Origin of the sequence: Arthrobacter sp. (genome assembly GCF_031179385.1) — a bacterium.
Lineage (GTDB): Bacteria > Actinomycetota > Actinomycetes > Actinomycetales > Micrococcaceae > Arthrobacter_D.
Window position 1 is genome coordinate 1 of sequence record NZ_JAPSHV010000069.1, and the last position, 15,285, is coordinate 15,285.

17 protein-coding genes are annotated in these 15,285 nt (G+C 64.2%); 11 read left to right on the forward strand and 6 right to left on the reverse strand.

The window, feature by feature from the left end; translation table 11 throughout:
• A partial coding sequence (locus tag RIF85_RS10445) for a CapA family protein (protein WP_309071847.1) occupies positions 1–504 on the forward strand: 504 nt, incomplete at its 5' end.
• A 14-nt stretch (positions 505–518) separates the two neighbouring features.
• Entirely contained in the window at positions 519–848 is a 330-nt protein-coding gene (locus RIF85_RS10450) for a TfoX/Sxy family protein (RefSeq protein WP_309071848.1), read from the forward strand.
• Positions 849–910: 62 nt separating this feature from the next.
• Here the strand turns inward: RIF85_RS10450 and RIF85_RS10455 are convergent, their stop codons facing one another.
• From RIF85_RS10455 to RIF85_RS10470, 4 genes are all read right to left on the reverse strand, one after another.
• Positions 911–1,729: a polysaccharide deacetylase family protein gene (locus tag RIF85_RS10455; protein ID WP_309071849.1), complete on the reverse strand. Its 819-nt coding sequence runs from the start codon at positions 1,727–1,729 to the stop codon at positions 911–913.
• 61 nt (positions 1,730–1,790) lie between these two features.
• Complete coding sequence (locus tag RIF85_RS10460) at positions 1,791–2,501, reverse strand: GNAT family N-acetyltransferase (RefSeq protein WP_309071850.1); 711 nt, start codon at positions 2,499–2,501, stop codon at positions 1,791–1,793.
• Complete coding sequence (locus tag RIF85_RS10465) at positions 2,498–4,516, reverse strand: M3 family metallopeptidase (protein ID WP_309071851.1); 2,019 nt, start codon at positions 4,514–4,516, stop codon at positions 2,498–2,500. The genes RIF85_RS10460 and RIF85_RS10465 overlap by 4 nt, the downstream gene beginning before the upstream one ends.
• 96 nt (positions 4,517–4,612) lie before the next feature.
• Complete coding sequence (locus RIF85_RS10470; RefSeq protein WP_309071852.1) at positions 4,613–4,876, reverse strand: hypothetical protein; 264 nt, start codon at positions 4,874–4,876, stop codon at positions 4,613–4,615.
• Here RIF85_RS10470 and RIF85_RS10475 point away from each other — a divergent pair.
• Positions 4,875–5,888, forward strand: a complete 1,014-nt coding sequence (locus RIF85_RS10475; protein WP_309071853.1) for a CapA family protein — start codon at positions 4,875–4,877, stop codon at positions 5,886–5,888. The two genes, RIF85_RS10470 and RIF85_RS10475, sit on opposite strands and share 2 nt — an antisense overlap.
• Before the next feature lie 45 nt (positions 5,889–5,933).
• Here RIF85_RS10475 and RIF85_RS10480 read toward each other — a convergent pair whose 3' ends face one another.
• A complete protein-coding gene (locus RIF85_RS10480) occupies positions 5,934–6,701 on the reverse strand; it encodes a glutamine amidotransferase (protein ID WP_309071854.1) in 768 nt (255 codons plus the stop codon).
• A complete protein-coding gene (locus RIF85_RS10485; RefSeq protein WP_309071863.1) occupies positions 6,698–7,969 on the reverse strand; it encodes a MurT ligase domain-containing protein in 1,272 nt (423 codons plus the stop codon). The genes RIF85_RS10480 and RIF85_RS10485 overlap by 4 nt, the downstream gene beginning before the upstream one ends.
• Positions 7,970–8,094: 125 nt before the next feature.
• On the opposite strand from RIF85_RS10485, the gene pdxT reads away from it, so the two are divergent.
• From pdxT to secF, 8 genes are all read left to right on the forward strand, one after another.
• Positions 8,095–8,820 carry a pyridoxal 5'-phosphate synthase glutaminase subunit PdxT gene (gene pdxT, locus RIF85_RS10490; protein ID WP_309071855.1) on the forward strand — a complete coding sequence of 242 codons (726 nt, stop codon included), beginning with the start codon at positions 8,095–8,097 and terminating at the stop codon, positions 8,818–8,820.
• Positions 8,804–9,562 (forward strand): YebC/PmpR family DNA-binding transcriptional regulator, encoded by a 759-nt coding sequence (locus RIF85_RS10495; RefSeq protein ID WP_309071856.1) that lies wholly within the window; start codon positions 8,804–8,806, stop codon positions 9,560–9,562. The genes pdxT and RIF85_RS10495 overlap by 17 nt, the downstream gene beginning before the upstream one ends.
• 30 nt (positions 9,563–9,592) lie before the next feature.
• Complete coding sequence (gene ruvC / locus RIF85_RS10500) at positions 9,593–10,165, forward strand: crossover junction endodeoxyribonuclease RuvC (RefSeq protein WP_309071857.1); 573 nt, start codon at positions 9,593–9,595, stop codon at positions 10,163–10,165.
• A gap of 134 nt (positions 10,166–10,299) precedes the next feature.
• Positions 10,300–10,929, forward strand: coding sequence for a Holliday junction branch migration protein RuvA (gene ruvA / locus RIF85_RS10505; protein WP_309071858.1), 630 nt, complete (start codon positions 10,300–10,302; stop codon positions 10,927–10,929).
• Entirely contained in the window at positions 10,929–12,044 is a 1,116-nt protein-coding gene (gene ruvB, locus RIF85_RS10510; protein WP_309071859.1) for a Holliday junction branch migration DNA helicase RuvB, read from the forward strand. The genes ruvA and ruvB overlap by 1 nt, the downstream gene beginning before the upstream one ends.
• Positions 12,045–12,283: 239 nt before the next feature.
• A complete protein-coding gene (gene yajC / locus RIF85_RS10515; RefSeq protein ID WP_309071860.1) occupies positions 12,284–12,748 on the forward strand; it encodes a preprotein translocase subunit YajC in 465 nt (154 codons plus the stop codon).
• 68 nt (positions 12,749–12,816) lie between these two features.
• The gene (gene secD, locus RIF85_RS10520) at positions 12,817–14,577 is read left to right on the forward strand and encodes a protein translocase subunit SecD (RefSeq protein WP_309071861.1); all 1,761 of its coding nucleotides are present in this window, start codon (positions 12,817–12,819) and stop codon (positions 14,575–14,577) included.
• A partial coding sequence (secF, locus tag RIF85_RS10525) for a protein translocase subunit SecF (protein WP_309071862.1) occupies positions 14,574–15,285 on the forward strand: 712 nt, incomplete at its 3' end. The genes secD and secF, both read left to right, overlap by 4 nt.

Sequence of the window (15,285 nt, forward strand, 5' to 3'; positions counted from 1 at the left end):
GCGGGTGCCGACGTCGTACTCGCAGCTGTGCATGCCGGCGACGAGTACGCCGACTACGCCAATGCTCAGCAGCAGGAGGTGGCGCACGCACTGGTGGACAGCGGCCGCTTCGATCTGATCTACGGACACCACAGCCACTCGGTGCTGCCCATCGAGAAGTACAACGGCGTGTGGATCGTCTATGGTCTCGGAAACACCATTGCCGCCCATCTCACGCCGGATATCCGCAACACGGAGGGCCTTCTGGTCCGTGCGGACTTCGAACGCGACGACGACGGCGGGTTCCAGGTGGCCGAGCTTCGCTGGCTGCCGGCCACCTGGAATGGTCCTGAACATCGCTGGTGCCCTGTGGCAGCCTCCAGCCTGCAGGAGATGGCCGCCTCGGGAGCGTCATGCGTCTCGAATGAGGAGGACGCCGCGAGCCGCGCGCGCACCAAGGCAACGGTGGAGTCTCTGGGAGCAGCGGAGGCGGGTGCAGTGGAGTGGCCTGGAGTTGAGGACTAGGACAGGGAGATGGGATGACTGCAGAGCGTGAGGCACTGGCTGCCCGGATCAGGTCGATGATTCAAGACGGCGGGCCCGTTCGCGAGGTCGCCATGTTCGGCGGGATAGCGTTCATGCTGGAGGACCGGATGCTGGTATCCGCTGGTCGTGACGGGTCACTCCTCGTCCGGGTTGATCCGGCCGACAGCGAAGAATTACTGCAGCGGAAGGGCGCCGGCCGGTCATTCATGGGTATAGAACGGCCCATGGGTCCGGGTTGGCTCACCGTGCAGCCCGACGCGCTGCTGGGGGACGAGGACCTCATGCAGTGGATCGGCGTCGCTCTTGACTTTCACTCGCGCTAGAGCGGCGGGTGCAGGTGCAACGTGTGTCAGTGTGAGCGCGAATTTCACCGTGCGCCCGGCGCTCAGGGGGTGAAGATGTCGTTCAACGTCACGGTGATGAGTTGACGGTCGTTGATCAGCTGACGAAGTTGTGGGAACACGTTGGTGACGGGCAGGTAATTGAGATGACCAATGATGATGTGCGCGGGCCTGAACCACTCCGTGGCGAGATTAACGATTTCCTGCTCGGGCAGCAGACCCGAATCAGCGAGGGAGCCGTACCACAGGACTGGGCACGTGTAGCCGATCGACGCTGCGAGAGCGTCCGTACGCGCGTCGCGGTACCCGTAGGGCGGGCGGTAGTACGGGCGTGCGTCGACGCCGAAGGTGGCGGAGATGAAATCGTGGTTGCGCTGGAGTTCGGCGACCACTTCCGCGTCGCTCACGCTGGTGAGATCGGCATGGGACCACGTGTGGTTGGCGACCTGCACCTGCCCGGACGCGACGAGCGGCTTCAGGAGGGAAGCGTGCTCGGTCCAGCCCGGGTATGAGCCGTTGAGGAAGAACGTAAGCCGGGTGCCGCTGTCACGGGCGAACTCGGCGTATCGCCGCACGACTTCGCTGTCAGACCCATCGTCGACCGTCCAGGCGAGGACGGGTTCCGTCGTGGGAAGGCCGGTGATGATGCCGGGAGGCAGGGGCACCTTCGTTACGGCGGGAGGAGCCGGCACCGGACTCGGAGTGGGGGAGGTTGAGATCGGTGAAGGAGTAGGTTTTGGTGCTGCGGGCGGCTTCGTCAGGACCTGTGCGCCGCTTGAGCTTCGCTCGGCGCCGGCGCAGGCCGCCAGCCCACAACCGATTCCGGTAGCTGCCAGCGCACCGATAAACGCCCGTCGTTCCACAGTGAAACCTTCCCCCAAGAATTTTGCCGCAGCTAGAAGCGTATAACGGCTGAGAGGCCGCTCAGTCCAGCCGCAGCCACCAGGTCTGCCCACGCCCGATCAGTTCGAAGCCGCGGCGGGAATACAGCTCGTAACCTTCGGGCGTGGCATTCAACGCGAGCTCCCTGGCGCCCGCCGCCGCGGCCTCCCGGGCAAGGGCTGCAAGAAGAGCTGTGCCGTGCCCGCGACGACGGAACCCGGGGTGGACTTCCATGTTGAAGACGCCGCCGAGGCCGCGGGGGTTGTCGATCCCGTCATAAAACGAATACGCCGACCCAACGAGGGACTCACCCTGCCGCGCCACCGCGTGCCAGGCCCTCCGCGGTTCGGCCCGGGCGACAGCCAGTTCAGTGGCAGGCGGCCCATCGAACTCAGAAACCGACGCCGTAATGGTCGTTCCACTGCTGTCGAAGGCAGTGACAGCGTCAACCGGAGCGCTCATCCACCACGGCTGCCAGCCCTGTTCGAAGCCGAAGCTTCCAAGCTCCTGTCCCCGAACCGCACCATTGAGCCATACACCCACGGTCCCCGCCCCAAGCCGGACCCCCTCGGCGAGGCCGGGCCTCAACCCGGCAGGGGACACTGCAGTCGGGAACATCAGCATGAGCTCGCGCCGTGCAGGCAGCCAGATCCAGTCACACTCGTGCGTCGAGAAAGTCCTGCCGCCGGTTGCCCGGGCCATCGCAGCGAACCATGCCCGCTGCAGCCTCTGGCAACCGGCGATCGTGGTCATGGCTTCTCAGCCAGCCCTCGACGCGCCAACAGCGGATCGATGCTTGCAGCCCGCCCACGGAATGCAGCGAACGCCTCGAGCGGGTCGACGCTGTAGCCGCGCGAGAGCAGCTCACGACGGAAGTGCTCGCCGTTCTCGCGGGTGAGCCCGCCGGACTCCTTGAACCACTCGACGCTGTCCGCATCAAGGACTTCACTCCAGATGTAGGCGTAGTACGCTGCCGCGTAGCCGCCCGCGAAAATATGCTTGAAATAACCGGTGCGGTACCGCGGCGGCACAAGTGCGTAGTCCACTCCGGCGTCGTGCAGTGCCTGCTTCTCAAAGGCTAGTGGATCCTCCACCGTTGTCCCCGGCGGCAGCTCGTGCCAGGCCAGGTCCAGAAGTGCAGCGGCGAGATACTCGGTCGTGGCGAATCCCTCACCCCACTGCCGTGCGGCAACCAGCTTGTCGATCGTGTCCTGGGCAAGCGGCTCGCCGGTCTGGTGGTGGCGCGCGTAATTATTCACCACTTCCGGCCAGAGCATCCACATCTCGTTGACCTGTGAGGGGTACTCCACGAAGTCGCGGGGCACGCTCGTGCCCGAGAACAGCGGATAGGCGACGTTCGAGAACAGACCGTGCAGTGCGTGTCCGAACTCGTGGAACGTGGTCCGGACCTCGTCGAACGTCAGCAACGTGGGTTCACCCGCCGGCGGCCGGGTGACATTGAGATTATTGACGACGACGGCGCGCGTCCCGGCCAGCCGGGATTGCTCCACGAAGGAATTCATCCAGGCGCCGCCGTTCTTGGTCTCGCGCGTGTAGTAGTCCCCGAGGAACAGCCCGAGTTCCGTTCCGTCCTCCTCGCGGACCTCCCAGACCCGCACATCCGGATGGTAACCCTGCAGGTCGTCACTCTCATGGAACGACAGCCCGTACAACTTGTTCGCGGCGAAGAAAACCCCGTCCTTGAGTACCCGGTCCAGCTCGAAGTAGGGGCGCAGCGCGGACAGATCGACGTCGTAACGCTCCGAGCGCACCTTCTCGGAGTAGAAGGACCAGTCCCATGCCTCGATCGGGTGGCCGGCAACGCTCTCCAGCTGTTCAGCTTCGGCACGCGCATTCCGCACCGCAGGTCCTGCCAACCGGCCCAGCATGTCGTGGATGGCGTCCAACGAAGGTGCCGTCTGGTCGTCCGTGGCGAGCTCGGCGTGATTGGCGAAGCCGAGCAGGGCGGCGCGTTCTGCACGCAGGGCGGCCATGGTCGCCGCGACGCCGACTGTGTTGTTGGAGTTGTCGCGGAAGCCGCGGTTGATGGAGGCTTCGTGGAGGCGGCGCCGGGTTTCCCGGTTGGTCAGGGACTCCAGTGCAGGCTGGGAGGTGGGCAGGATGAGGGTCAGGAGGTATTTGCCCGGATGTCCTGCTGCCTTGGCGGCGTCGGCCGCTGACGCGACGTCGTCCGCTGTCAGGCCGTCCAGTTCCGCCGGGTCGTCGATCAGAAGCGCAGAATCATTCGTTTCCCGGAGCAGCCGTTGGCTGAACTCGGTGCCGAGTTCGGAGAGCTTTCCGTTCAGTTCGCGCAGGCGGTGCTGCGCATCATCGTCGAGCTGGGCACCCGCGCGGACGAAACGCTGCCGGTATTCATCGGCGAGCCGCGCCGATTCGGGGTCCATGTCGGAGGCATCGACAGCGTTGACGCGCGCAAAGAGAGCGGTGTTCAGGTAAATGTTGTCCCCGTGCGCAGCGAGCCGCGGTGCGATCTCCTTCTCCACCGCCTGTATACCGTCGGTGGAGTGCGCCGACGAGTTGTTGTAGAACACCAGAGAGACGCGGCGGAGAGTCTCACCGGCCAGTTCCAGCTCAACGATCGTATTGTCGAACGTCGCTGGTTCAGGGTTGGAGACGATCGCGTCGATCTCGCTCAGATGCTCCTGCATGCCTGCTTCGAAGGCCGGAAGGTAGTCCTCTTCTCGGATCTGGGCGAAGGGCGGCAGCTGATACGGCAGCGTACTGGGACTGAGGAAGGGGTTGCTCATGGAAACCAACCTTGGCATAACGGTTGGCGCCACTCCAGCAGATCGGGGCCGTTTCTCCCCGAATCCGTGCTGTGCCGCACCTATCATTGAGAGTCATCACCCGAGGGAGGAAGCTGTGTCCGAAAAGGCGCTAGTACGAGGCAGGTGGGCAGCGCTGGGACTGGCGCTCACGCTTGCGTGCTCAGGCTGCATGGGGGCAGGGGAAGGGCGAACCACGGAGGGCGCAGAACCATCGACGACAGCGCCCGCCGCCTCCTCGGCGCCTGAAACCGCCTCCACGTCGGAGGCGCCGGAACCCACGCCGGAGCCGACTCCCGGCAGGGGTCCCGACTGCCCCACCGACCGGTGTTTCTCGTTCATGGCTTCGGGCGATCTTCTGGTACACCCGCAGTTATGGGAGCAGGCCACCGCCGATGCCCAGCAGACCGGCAAGGGCTCTCTCGACTTCGAGCCGCTCCTGTCCGGACAGCGTCCGTACATCCAGGCCAGTGATCTCGCCATGTGCCACATGGAAACCCCGGTTGCCGCACCGGAAGGACCGTTCAGCGGCTACCCGCAGTTCAACGTGCCCCCGCAGATCCTCGACGCCGCAAAGGCCGTCGGCTACGACGCCTGCACCACTGCAAGCAACCACACGATCGATGCCGGCACCGAAGGGCTGGTGCGCACCCTGGACACACTCGATCGGCTGGAATTGCCGCACACCGGCTCCTACCGGACGGAGGAAGAATCGCGCGAGCTGATGATTCTCGAGACACCCGCGGCGAAGGTAGCGGTCATCGAGGCGACCTACGGGCTGAACGGGCTGATCGCGGAGTTCCCGTGGCAGGTGGACATGCTCGATTCCGCAACAATGATCGCGAAGGCAGAACGGGCGCGTGCGGAAGGCGCCGACGTCGTTATCGCTGCCATCCACGCCGGAGATGAGTACGCTTCACTGCCCAACCAGCAGCAGATCGACCTCGCCCACGCGCTGGCGGACAGCGGGGCCGTCGACTTCATCTATGGGCACCACACGCACTCGGTGCTTCCCATCGAGTATTACAACGACACCTGGATCGTGTACGGACTCGGCAACGGAGTGACCGAGCTGTCACCGGTGTATGACGTGAACAACGAAGGGCTGACCATCCGGGCTCAATTCGCCGCTGACGAATCGGGTGAGTGGACGGTCAGCGATCTGGCCTGGGTTCCTTCCGTCATCGTCCGGGACCCGTACCGCTGGTGCTCGCTGGCACCGGACCGGGAGCCCGGCTCGTGCTCGACTCCCGAGCACGAGGAAGCCGTCAAGGCGCGCACCCTCGCAACGGTGGACGCCTTCGGAGCGTCCGACGACGGTGCTCACCAGTGGCTGGTGTCTGAAGAGGAATAGTCCGGCCGGGGACTGGTTCAGCGGAGCTGGTGGCTCAGGGCCCGGTCAGCGTGGGCGGGTCGCGGCGTGCCGGCGCGCAAGCTCAGCCAGGCTGTCGTCCACGTCACCGGGCTCGAAAGACCCGAACTTGCGGGTGGCTGCTTCACGGATGAGGAAGTCCGCGATCGCCGGGTTTTTCGGCAACAGTGAACCGTGGAGGTAACTTGCAACAATGTTGAGGTGGCGGGCGCCCTCGTGATCCTCGGAAGAGTTGTTGCCCTCGCCTTTGGTCACTGTCGCAAGAGGCCGGACACCGGGACCGAGGTAGGTCTGGCCGCTGTGGTTCTCATAGCCGTGGATGTCGCCGAATTCCTCGCTGCGGGCAACGACGTTACCGATCAGCCGCTCGCTGCCGCCGTGTGTCTCGATGTCCAGGATGCTGATGCCGGGGATGACTGTGCCGTCGTGCGTCTTGAAGAAGTTGCCGAACAGTTGGTAGAGGCCGCAGATGGCCAGCATCGGCGTGCCGTCCTCCGCCAGCGCGCGAAGGTGCGCCGCATTGGACTGCAGGTCCTGCTGGATCACCACCTGCCCGCTGTCCTGGCCGCCGCCGCCGATCAGGATGTCGACGTCGTCCGGGAAGGTATCACCGGCGTTGTGTTCGAGGATCTCGGCATCGTAGCCGTGCCAGGCAAGGCGCTGCTTGAGCACCAGTACGTTGCCCCAGTCACCGTAGATGTTCATGTCCCGCGGGTACAGCTGCAGGATGCGCAGCGTGCCCTTGTGTGCTGAATTGCTGTGTACTGGAGTGCTCTCCTGGGCGCCGGAAGTCATGAAACCACCTTCACATCGGTAATTTTGGACAGATCCCTGCGGATGGCGAGCATCGCCGTGTAGGTGCAGAAGATTCGTTTCGGCTGACCCTTCGCGCGGCTGATGAAGGTGCGCAGGGCGGAACCGGTGTCCGGGTCGATGTCGCGGGCGGCGACGTCGTCGTACTGGAGGCGAAGGGCCATGTCATAGGCGCGGACGCCGCTGACCATGTCGACGCCGTCGTTCCTCAGGCTGTCGAAATCGACATCCCAGAGCCACGACATGTCCCTGCCGTCCGCATAGTTGTCATTGATGGCGATCATGGTCGCGTACCCGGCGGCATCGAATGATTTCAGGCCCAGCCGGAAACCGCTCGGATTCTTCACGAGGACGAGTTCGAGGGGCTGACCGTCCACAACGAGCGATTCACCGCGGCCGAAGGCAGGCTCAACCGCTGCCAGCGAACTGAGCATCTCTGCGCGTTTCGCGTTACCACCCAGGATGATTCGCGCCATCGCCAGCGCAGCGGCGGCGTTGAAGATGTTGTAGACGCCGCGCAGGCTCAGCTCGATTGTGCTCGTTTCGCCGTCCATCGAGAACGTCGCGGTATTCGAGTTCACAGACTCAAGCACGACGTCGGCCGGAAGACTCGAGGCCGGAGCGGTGCCGGTGGCGCCGCGCAGGTCATCATCGCTGGGGAAGGTCGAACGCAACGATTCGTCCAGGCCGAAGTAGGCCACCGATGCCGACCGGACCGACGACGCGATGGAGGCGACCCGCGGGTCCTCCCGGTTCAGGACGACGGTGCCGGTGGTTTTCACCGCGATCTGCTCAAGCAGCCGGGTTGTCTTGTCGATCTCACCGAAGCGGTCCAGCTGGTCGCGCAGGACGTTGAGCAGCAGGCAGTGCGTCGGCGGAACCAGGTTCACGAAGTGGACCGCGTGGGCCTCGTCCAGTTCGAGGACGGCGACGTCGGCCTTCAGACGGCCCCGCCAGTCGACGTCGCCCAGGAGTGCAGCGGCGACCCCGCGGGTGAAGTTGCTGCCGGTCCGGTTGGTGAAAACGTTCAGGCCCTGGCCTTCGAGGAGCTCAACGACCATCTTGGTAGTGGTGGTCTTGCCATTGGTCCCACTCACGACGATGACCCCGTGGGGGAGGTTGCGTAGCGCTCGCGCCATGAAACCGGGGTCGATCCGCTCGACTACCAGACCCGGGAACGCAGAACCGCCACCCCGTAAACGGGAAAGCGCCCGCACTGTTTTGCCCAGGGGCACGCTCACGCTCGACAGAACAGACATGATGTCTAACTTATCGCGGTTTGCAAGCGTCTTAGGCATGCGCACCTCAGCGGCGGGAGGAGCCGGCGTCGTGATCGATTCGGTGGGAAGGGCTCTGGCCAAACTAGAATGGGTCGGTGACTTCCACCAATTCTCCTCAGGGCTCCGCGCTGCGCGTGGGCGTTCTCGCCGTCCAGGGTGACGTCCGCGAACACATCCGGGTGATCGAATCCCTCGGAGGCGTCGCTTCGCCCGTCCGGCGTCCCGACGAGCTGGACCAGGTCGAAGGCCTGATCATTCCCGGCGGCGAGTCGACTACCATGGACAAGCTGACCCGCGCCTTCGACCTTGCCGAGCCGCTCCGTGAACGCATTCGTGACGGGTTTCCTGTCTACGGATCCTGTGCCGGAATGATCATGCTGGCCGACACCATTGCGGATCCTTCGGTGGACCTGCAGGGCAGTCCCCAGCAGACCATCGGCGGGCTGGATATCGTTGTGCGCCGCAATGCCTTCGGCCGGCAGCGGGAATCCTTCGAGACGGATCTGCCGTTCGCCGAGCTGCCGGGAGACGGCGACGATGTCCACGCGGTATTCATCCGTGCGCCGTGGGTGGAAAAGGTAGGAGAGTCGGTGAAGATCCTCGCGCAGGTCGAGGCGCCTGATACTCCGCCGGCCGAACACGGCGCTGAGCAGGACGCCGGCAAGGGCCACGCACCGCCGATCGCTAGAATTGTTGCAGTTCGCTCGGGAAACCTGCTTGCCACCAGCTTCCATCCGGAGGTCACCGGTGAGCACCGCATCCACGAGCTTTTCCTATCGATGATCGCTACCAGAAGGGCAGAGCATGTCGGGGCACTCTAAATGGGCAACCACCAAACACAAGAAGGCCGTGATCGATGCCAAACGTGCAAAGTCCTTCGCGAAGCTGATCAAGAACATTGAGGTTGCCGCCCGTGCCGGTGGAGCCGACCTGTCGGGCAACCCTGCACTGGAACTCGCCGTACAGAAAGCCAAGAAGACCTCTGTTCCCAACGACAACATCGACCGCGCGATCAAGCGCGGCGCCGGCCTGACCGGCGAGGTCATCGATTACTCGGAGATCATTTACGAAGCGCGCGGCCCCCAGGGCTCAGCCCTGCTGATCGAGTGCCTGACGGACAACAAGAACCGTGCCGCCTCCGAGGTCCGGGTAGCCATCACCCGCAACGGCGGAACCGTTGCCGATCCTGGTTCGGTTGCGTACCTGTTTGCACGCAAGGGCGTTGTCTCGCTGCCGAAGAAGGACCTGTCCGAAGACGATGTTCTGATGGCAGTCCTCGACGCCGGCGCTGAAGAAGTCAAGGAATCGGGGGACTCCTTCGACGTTCACTCCGAGCCGTCCGACCTGCGCGCCGTCGTTGCCGGTCTGGAGGAAGCAGGTATCGAGTACGAGACCGATGAGGTCGAGTTTGTCCCCTCCATGCAGGTGGAGCTCGACGCCGATGCCGCACGCAAGTTCCTCAAGCTGGTTGACGCGCTCGAAGAGCTGGACGACGTGCAGAACGTGTACTCGAACGCAGACCTCAGCGAAGACGTCATGGCCGAGTTGGAGAGCGACGATTAGTCTCATTCAGGCGGTCCCGGAGCGTTCCGGGTGACCTTGCGCGTCCTGGGTATCGACCCTGGCCTCACGCGCTGCGGGTTGGCGGTGGTCGATGTCGAACCAAACCGCCGGGCCACGCTCGTGGCCGTCGGAGTGGTTGGCACACCCGCTGACCACACGCTCGACCGGCGGCTTCTCATGATTGCGGAGTCGGTCGACACGTGGCTTGATACCCATGCGCCGGACGTCCTCGCCGTCGAACGTGTCTTCAGTCAACTGAACGTGAGCACCGTGATGGGTACAGCGCAGGCATCCGGCGTCGTGATTGCTGCGGCTGCACGCCGCGGGATTCCTGTCGCACTGCACACGCCCACCGAGGTCAAGGCCGCTGTTACCGGCAACGGCCAGTCAGACAAGGCTGCGGTGACGAAGATGGTCACGAAGATCCTGCGGCTTTCCACCGCACCGACCCCCGCCGACGCGGCGGACGCACTGGCGCTGGCCATCACGCACGCCTGGCGAACCGGTTCGTCGTCGTCCGTCCGTGCGCAAGGCGGTTCCGGCCTGACCGCAGCGCAACGACTGTGGGCAGAAGCAGAAGCGAAAGCCCGACGACGGCGCTAAGCGCCCGTATGCGAATCCGCCTCTGCCTCGGCATCGGTGTGGCGGGCGTGAAATAGTCACCGCCTGCCCGTACGCTGATTCGTAGATATGTTCGGTGTTATTCGTTTCAATCCTCAGCACCTGGAGCCGCACGCATGATCAGCTCTCTGACCGGGACCGTAAGCCACGTCGGCCTGCACTCGGCTGTCCTCGACGTCAACGGGTTCGGCATGCAGGTGCAGGCAACGCCCCAGACCCTCTCAACATTGCGTCCCGGGAACCAGGCCAAGGTGTTCACATCGATGATCGTGCGTGAGGACTCGATGACCCTGTTCGGTTTCACCGAGCCGGAGGAGCGCGAGGTCTTCGAAACGCTACTTGGGGTCAGCGGTGTCGGCCCACGGCTCGCACTGGCTGTCCTCGCCGTGCATGCTCCGGCAGCCATCCGCACCGCGGCGTCGTCGGGTGATGACAAGGCCTTCAGCAAGGTTCCCGGCATCGGGCCCAAGGGGGCCCGGCGAATAGTGCTCGAGCTCGCGGACAAGCTTGTTCCGCTCGAGGCTGACTCACCAGCAACCTCAGCCGGTGCCTGGCAGTCGCAGGTCCTCGCAGCCATGATGGGCCTCGGTTGGTCGGAGAAGGACGCCGGCTCGGCCATAGAGGCAGCCGTCAAGGAATCGCCGGAGACCGCTGCTGCCGGTGACGTCGGCGCCATCCTGAAGCTCACCCTGCGCCGGCTCGGCCAGGACGGTGCGCGCAGCTCGGCACGGGCCTCGGTGAACTGATGGCGGCAGATCAGGAACAACCTCTCGTCTCGCCCTCGGTCGATCCTGAGGACCGGGCCGTCGAGGCAGCCCTCCGGCCGAAGAACCTCGACGACTTCGTGGGCCAGGCGAGGGTGCGCCGACAGTTGTCCCTGGTTCTTGAAGCGTCGCGCATGCGCGGTCGAAGCGCAGACCATGTGCTGCTGTCCGGCCCGCCCGGACTCGGAAAAACCACCCTCGCCATGATCATCGCAGCAGAAATGAACGCCCCGCTGCGGATCAGTTCCGGTCCTGCGATCCAGCACGCCGGGGATCTCGCGGCTATCCTCTCGTCACTCACTGAAGGTGAGGTGCTGTTCCTCGACGAGATCCACCGGATGTCGCGCCCCGCCGAGGAAATGCTGTACATGGCCATGGAGGACTTCCGGGTCGACATCGTTGTGGGCAAGGGCCCCGGGGCGACCGCGATCCCGCTGGAACTTCCGCCATTCACGCTGGTTGGGGCCACTACCCGGGCAGGGCTGCTTCCGGGTCCCCTGCGTGACCGGTTTGGGTTCACGGGGCACCTTGAGTTCTACTCCACCGCGGAGCTTGAACTCGTGCTCCGGCGTTCGGCAATGATGATGGACATGCGGGTCAACTCCGCGGCCTTTGCCGAGATTGCGGGTCGATCGCGGGGCACTCCCCGAATCGCGAACCGGTTGCTGCGCCGCGTTCGTGACTGGGCACTCGTGCACGGCGTGGACGTCATAGACGCACGATGCGCCGGTTCCGCCCTGGACATGTACGAAGTCGACGCGAAGGGCCTTGACCGGCTAGACCGGTCGGTGCTGACCGCCCTGATCACGAAGTTCAACGGGGGACCGGTGGGCCTCTCCACGCTCGCGATCGCGGTAGGTGAGGAGCCCGAGACCGTGGAAACCGTGGCCGAGCCCTATCTTGTGCGTGAAGGGATGCTCGGCCGAACGCCCCGGGGACGTATTGCCACGGCTGCTGCATGGGAACACCTCGGACTGGTCATGCCGCCAACCGTCGCTGCCGCCATGCCTGAGGACCTGTTCTCCGTCTATCAGGAAGATCCCGCCCTGGGAACCGCTCTGGAGAACGAAACGGAATGGAGTCGTAACGAGGGCTAGGCGTCAGTTGCGCCGGGTTCCCCGTAGACTGGTATGACGTGTGGCACACGCATGGTCTAAATCGCCGGAAACGCTGTTCACGGTTTCCTGTCCCGTCTCACCGTTGTGAAATACGGGGCACGGAGTCGATACCCTGAAGGCAGTACCCCTGCAGACCGCGCGTGGCCGCGGAATTCGGCGTCGCAACCGCATGTGTTGCGGCCCGCTGCGCCGACCAAATATAGAAACGGATCTTCTCTGTGCTCGCAAACGTAGTTGCCCAGACCACTCAGACAACCGGCGGCTTTGACATCTTCAGCCTGCTGCTCCCGTTGGCCCTGGCTTTCCTGATCTTCACCATGTTCCGCAAGCAACGGAAGATGAAGCAGCAGGTTGCCGAGCAGCGCACCCAGATGGTTTCGGGAACCGAAGTCATGACCAACTTCGGCTTGTTCGGCACCATCGTTTCCCTCGATGACGAACACAACAAGGCCGTCATTGAAATCTCGCCGGGTGTCACGGCCACGGTCCATACCCAGACGCTGACCAAGGTTGTCACCCCTGAGCCGGTGGTCGAGGATGAAGGTACCGTTCCGAACGATGCCTCCTCACTGACGGACCCGGCCACGGATGACCAGCGCCCGGTACGCGAGGAGACCCCGGAAGAGACCGTCGAGCGACTGAACCGGGAAAACTCCCGCGACCGAAACGACAAAGACCAGTAACCTGCGACCCGGCCCCTATGTAGGCTCCGTCAAGTCTCGCGCTCCAACACCCGAAGGATTCACCCACCATGGCACGAACCGGCCCAGGCTCCGCCGCCAGACGCACACTCGTCTGGCTCGGCGTCGTCTTTGCACTCCTCGCGCTGCTGCTCGGCGGCGGCTCGCTGTGGAGTAGCGCCAGCTGGGCACCAAAGCTGGCCCTCGATCTCGAGGGTGGTACCCAGATGATCCTTGCGCCTCAGGTTCAGGGGGGTAGCGACGAAATCACCCCCGAGCAGCTTGACCAAGCGGTCGAAATCATTCGACAGCGCGTCGACGGCAGCGGCGTGGCCGAGGCCGAGATCAGCACGCAGTCCGGTCGAAACGTCATTGTTGCTCTCCCCGGCATCCCGGAACCTGAAACACGGGAGCTGATCCAGGCTTCCGCGCAGATGGAGTTCCGGCCGGTCCTGTTCGGCGGCCCCGGGCTTGCCCCGGCCGCTGAGACACCGACGCCCGAAGACCAGCTGCCGACCCCCAGCGCGGAACCCACGGATGGGAGTGATCCGAACTGGATCACCGCTGAACTGATGCAGGAATTCGAGACAACGGACTGCACGAATCCCGAAGCCCTGCAGCCTGCGGTGGAGCCTGCGCCGGCCGACCAGCCCATGGTTGCGTGTGAGCCGGACACGCAGGGCAAGTACATCCTCGGACCGGTCGAGGTTCGCGGTACGGAGATCGACTCCGCCGACTACGGCATGGCGCGCAGCTCGCAGGGCCAGACCCTCAATGAGTGGGTCGTCAACATCGACTTCAACGATGAGGCAACGGAAACTTTCCGCTCGGTCACGGAGCGGTTGTTCGCGATCGGCTCCGGCGACCCGAGGAACCAGTTCGCCATCGTGCTCGACGGCATCATTGTCTCGGCCCCGACAACCAACGCTGTGATCCCTGACGGGCGGCCGCAGATCAGCGGCAGCTTCACCGAGGAGTCATCGGCGGCTCTGGCCGAACAGTTGAAGTACGGCGCGTTGCCGATCAGCTTCGAAATCCAGAGTGAGCAGCAGATCTCCGCCACCCTGGGCGCCGACCAGCTGCGCCTCGGCCTCATCGCGGGCGTGATCGGCCTGGTTCTCGTCGCCGTGTACTCGCTGTTCCAGTACCGGATGCTCGGCCTGGTGACGATTGCCTCCCTGGTGGTGGCCGGCGCGCTCACCTACCTTGCGATCTGTATCCTCGGCTGGACTGAGAACTACCGCCTGTCGCTCGCCGGTGTGGCCGGACTGATCGTCGCAATTGGCCAGACCGCCGACTCGTTCATCGTGTACTTCGAACGTATCCGGGACGAGCTTCGCGACGGTCGCGGCCTGGTATCCGCGGTCGAGAACGGCTGGAGGCGAGCCAAGCGCACGGTACTCGCCTCCAAGGCAATGAACCTGCTTGCCGCCGTCGTGCTCTACTTCGTGGCCGTCGGCAACGTACGTGGGTTTGCGTTCACACTCGGCCTCACCGCCATTGCCGACCTCGTGGTCGTGTTCCTCTTCACCCACCCCATGATGCGGTTGCTGGCGATGACCCGATTCTTTGGTGAAGGCCACCGCTGGTCGGGCCTCGACCCGTCACGCCTCGGTGCGCTTCCGCTATACCGCGGAGCCGGTCGAGTGCGGCACAAGCCGGTGGAACGGCCTGAGGTTGAACTGCGCGGCCGGAACAAGGCAGCGGCAGGAGAAGCGGAACGGCGAATGACCATTGCGGAGCGGCGCCTCGCCGAACAGCGGAAGGCCGCTGAAGAACAAAAGACCGTTACTGCGCAAGCACGCGGATCCGAGGAAGGGGATAACCGATGAGCCGTTTCAGTTTCGCCGAGTTCGGAAATGAGCTGTATTCCGGCAAGCGGTCGTACCCCTTTGTGGGCAAGCGCAAGCTATGGTTCCTCATCGCGGCGGCTGCCATCCTGCTGTCGATTCTGATCCCGATCGTCAAGGGCGGGTTCAACCTCGGTATCGACTTCCGGGGCGGGTCGGAGTTCACGGTGTCGAACGTGGAGAACACGGATGTCACCGCCGGTGAACAGGCGGTCACCAACGTCGTACCGGAAGCTGTTCCACGGGTGACCAACATCGCGCCTGGAACCATGCGGATCCAGACGGAGCGGCTGACCGACGACCAGACCCTGAGTGTTCGCGACGCGCTGATCGGCGCCTATGACGTTACGGAGGAGGAGGTCACCTCCAACTTCGTGGGACCGACCTGGGGTGAGGACGTCAGCCGTCAGGCGATCATCGGACTCATTGTTTTTGTCGCCCTTGCTGCGCTGCTGATGGCTATTTATTTCCGCACGTGGAAGATGTCCGTGGCCGCGATGGCGGCGCTGGTCGTGGTGATGATCACGTCCGCGGGCATCTATGCGCTCAGCGACTTCGAAGTAACGCCGTCCGCCGTCATCGGGTTCCTCACCATCCTGAGTTATTCGCTCTATGACACAGTCGTGGTCTTCGACAAGATCCGCGAGAACACCGCGGATCTGGAGGTGTCCAGCAAGCGGACCTTCAGCG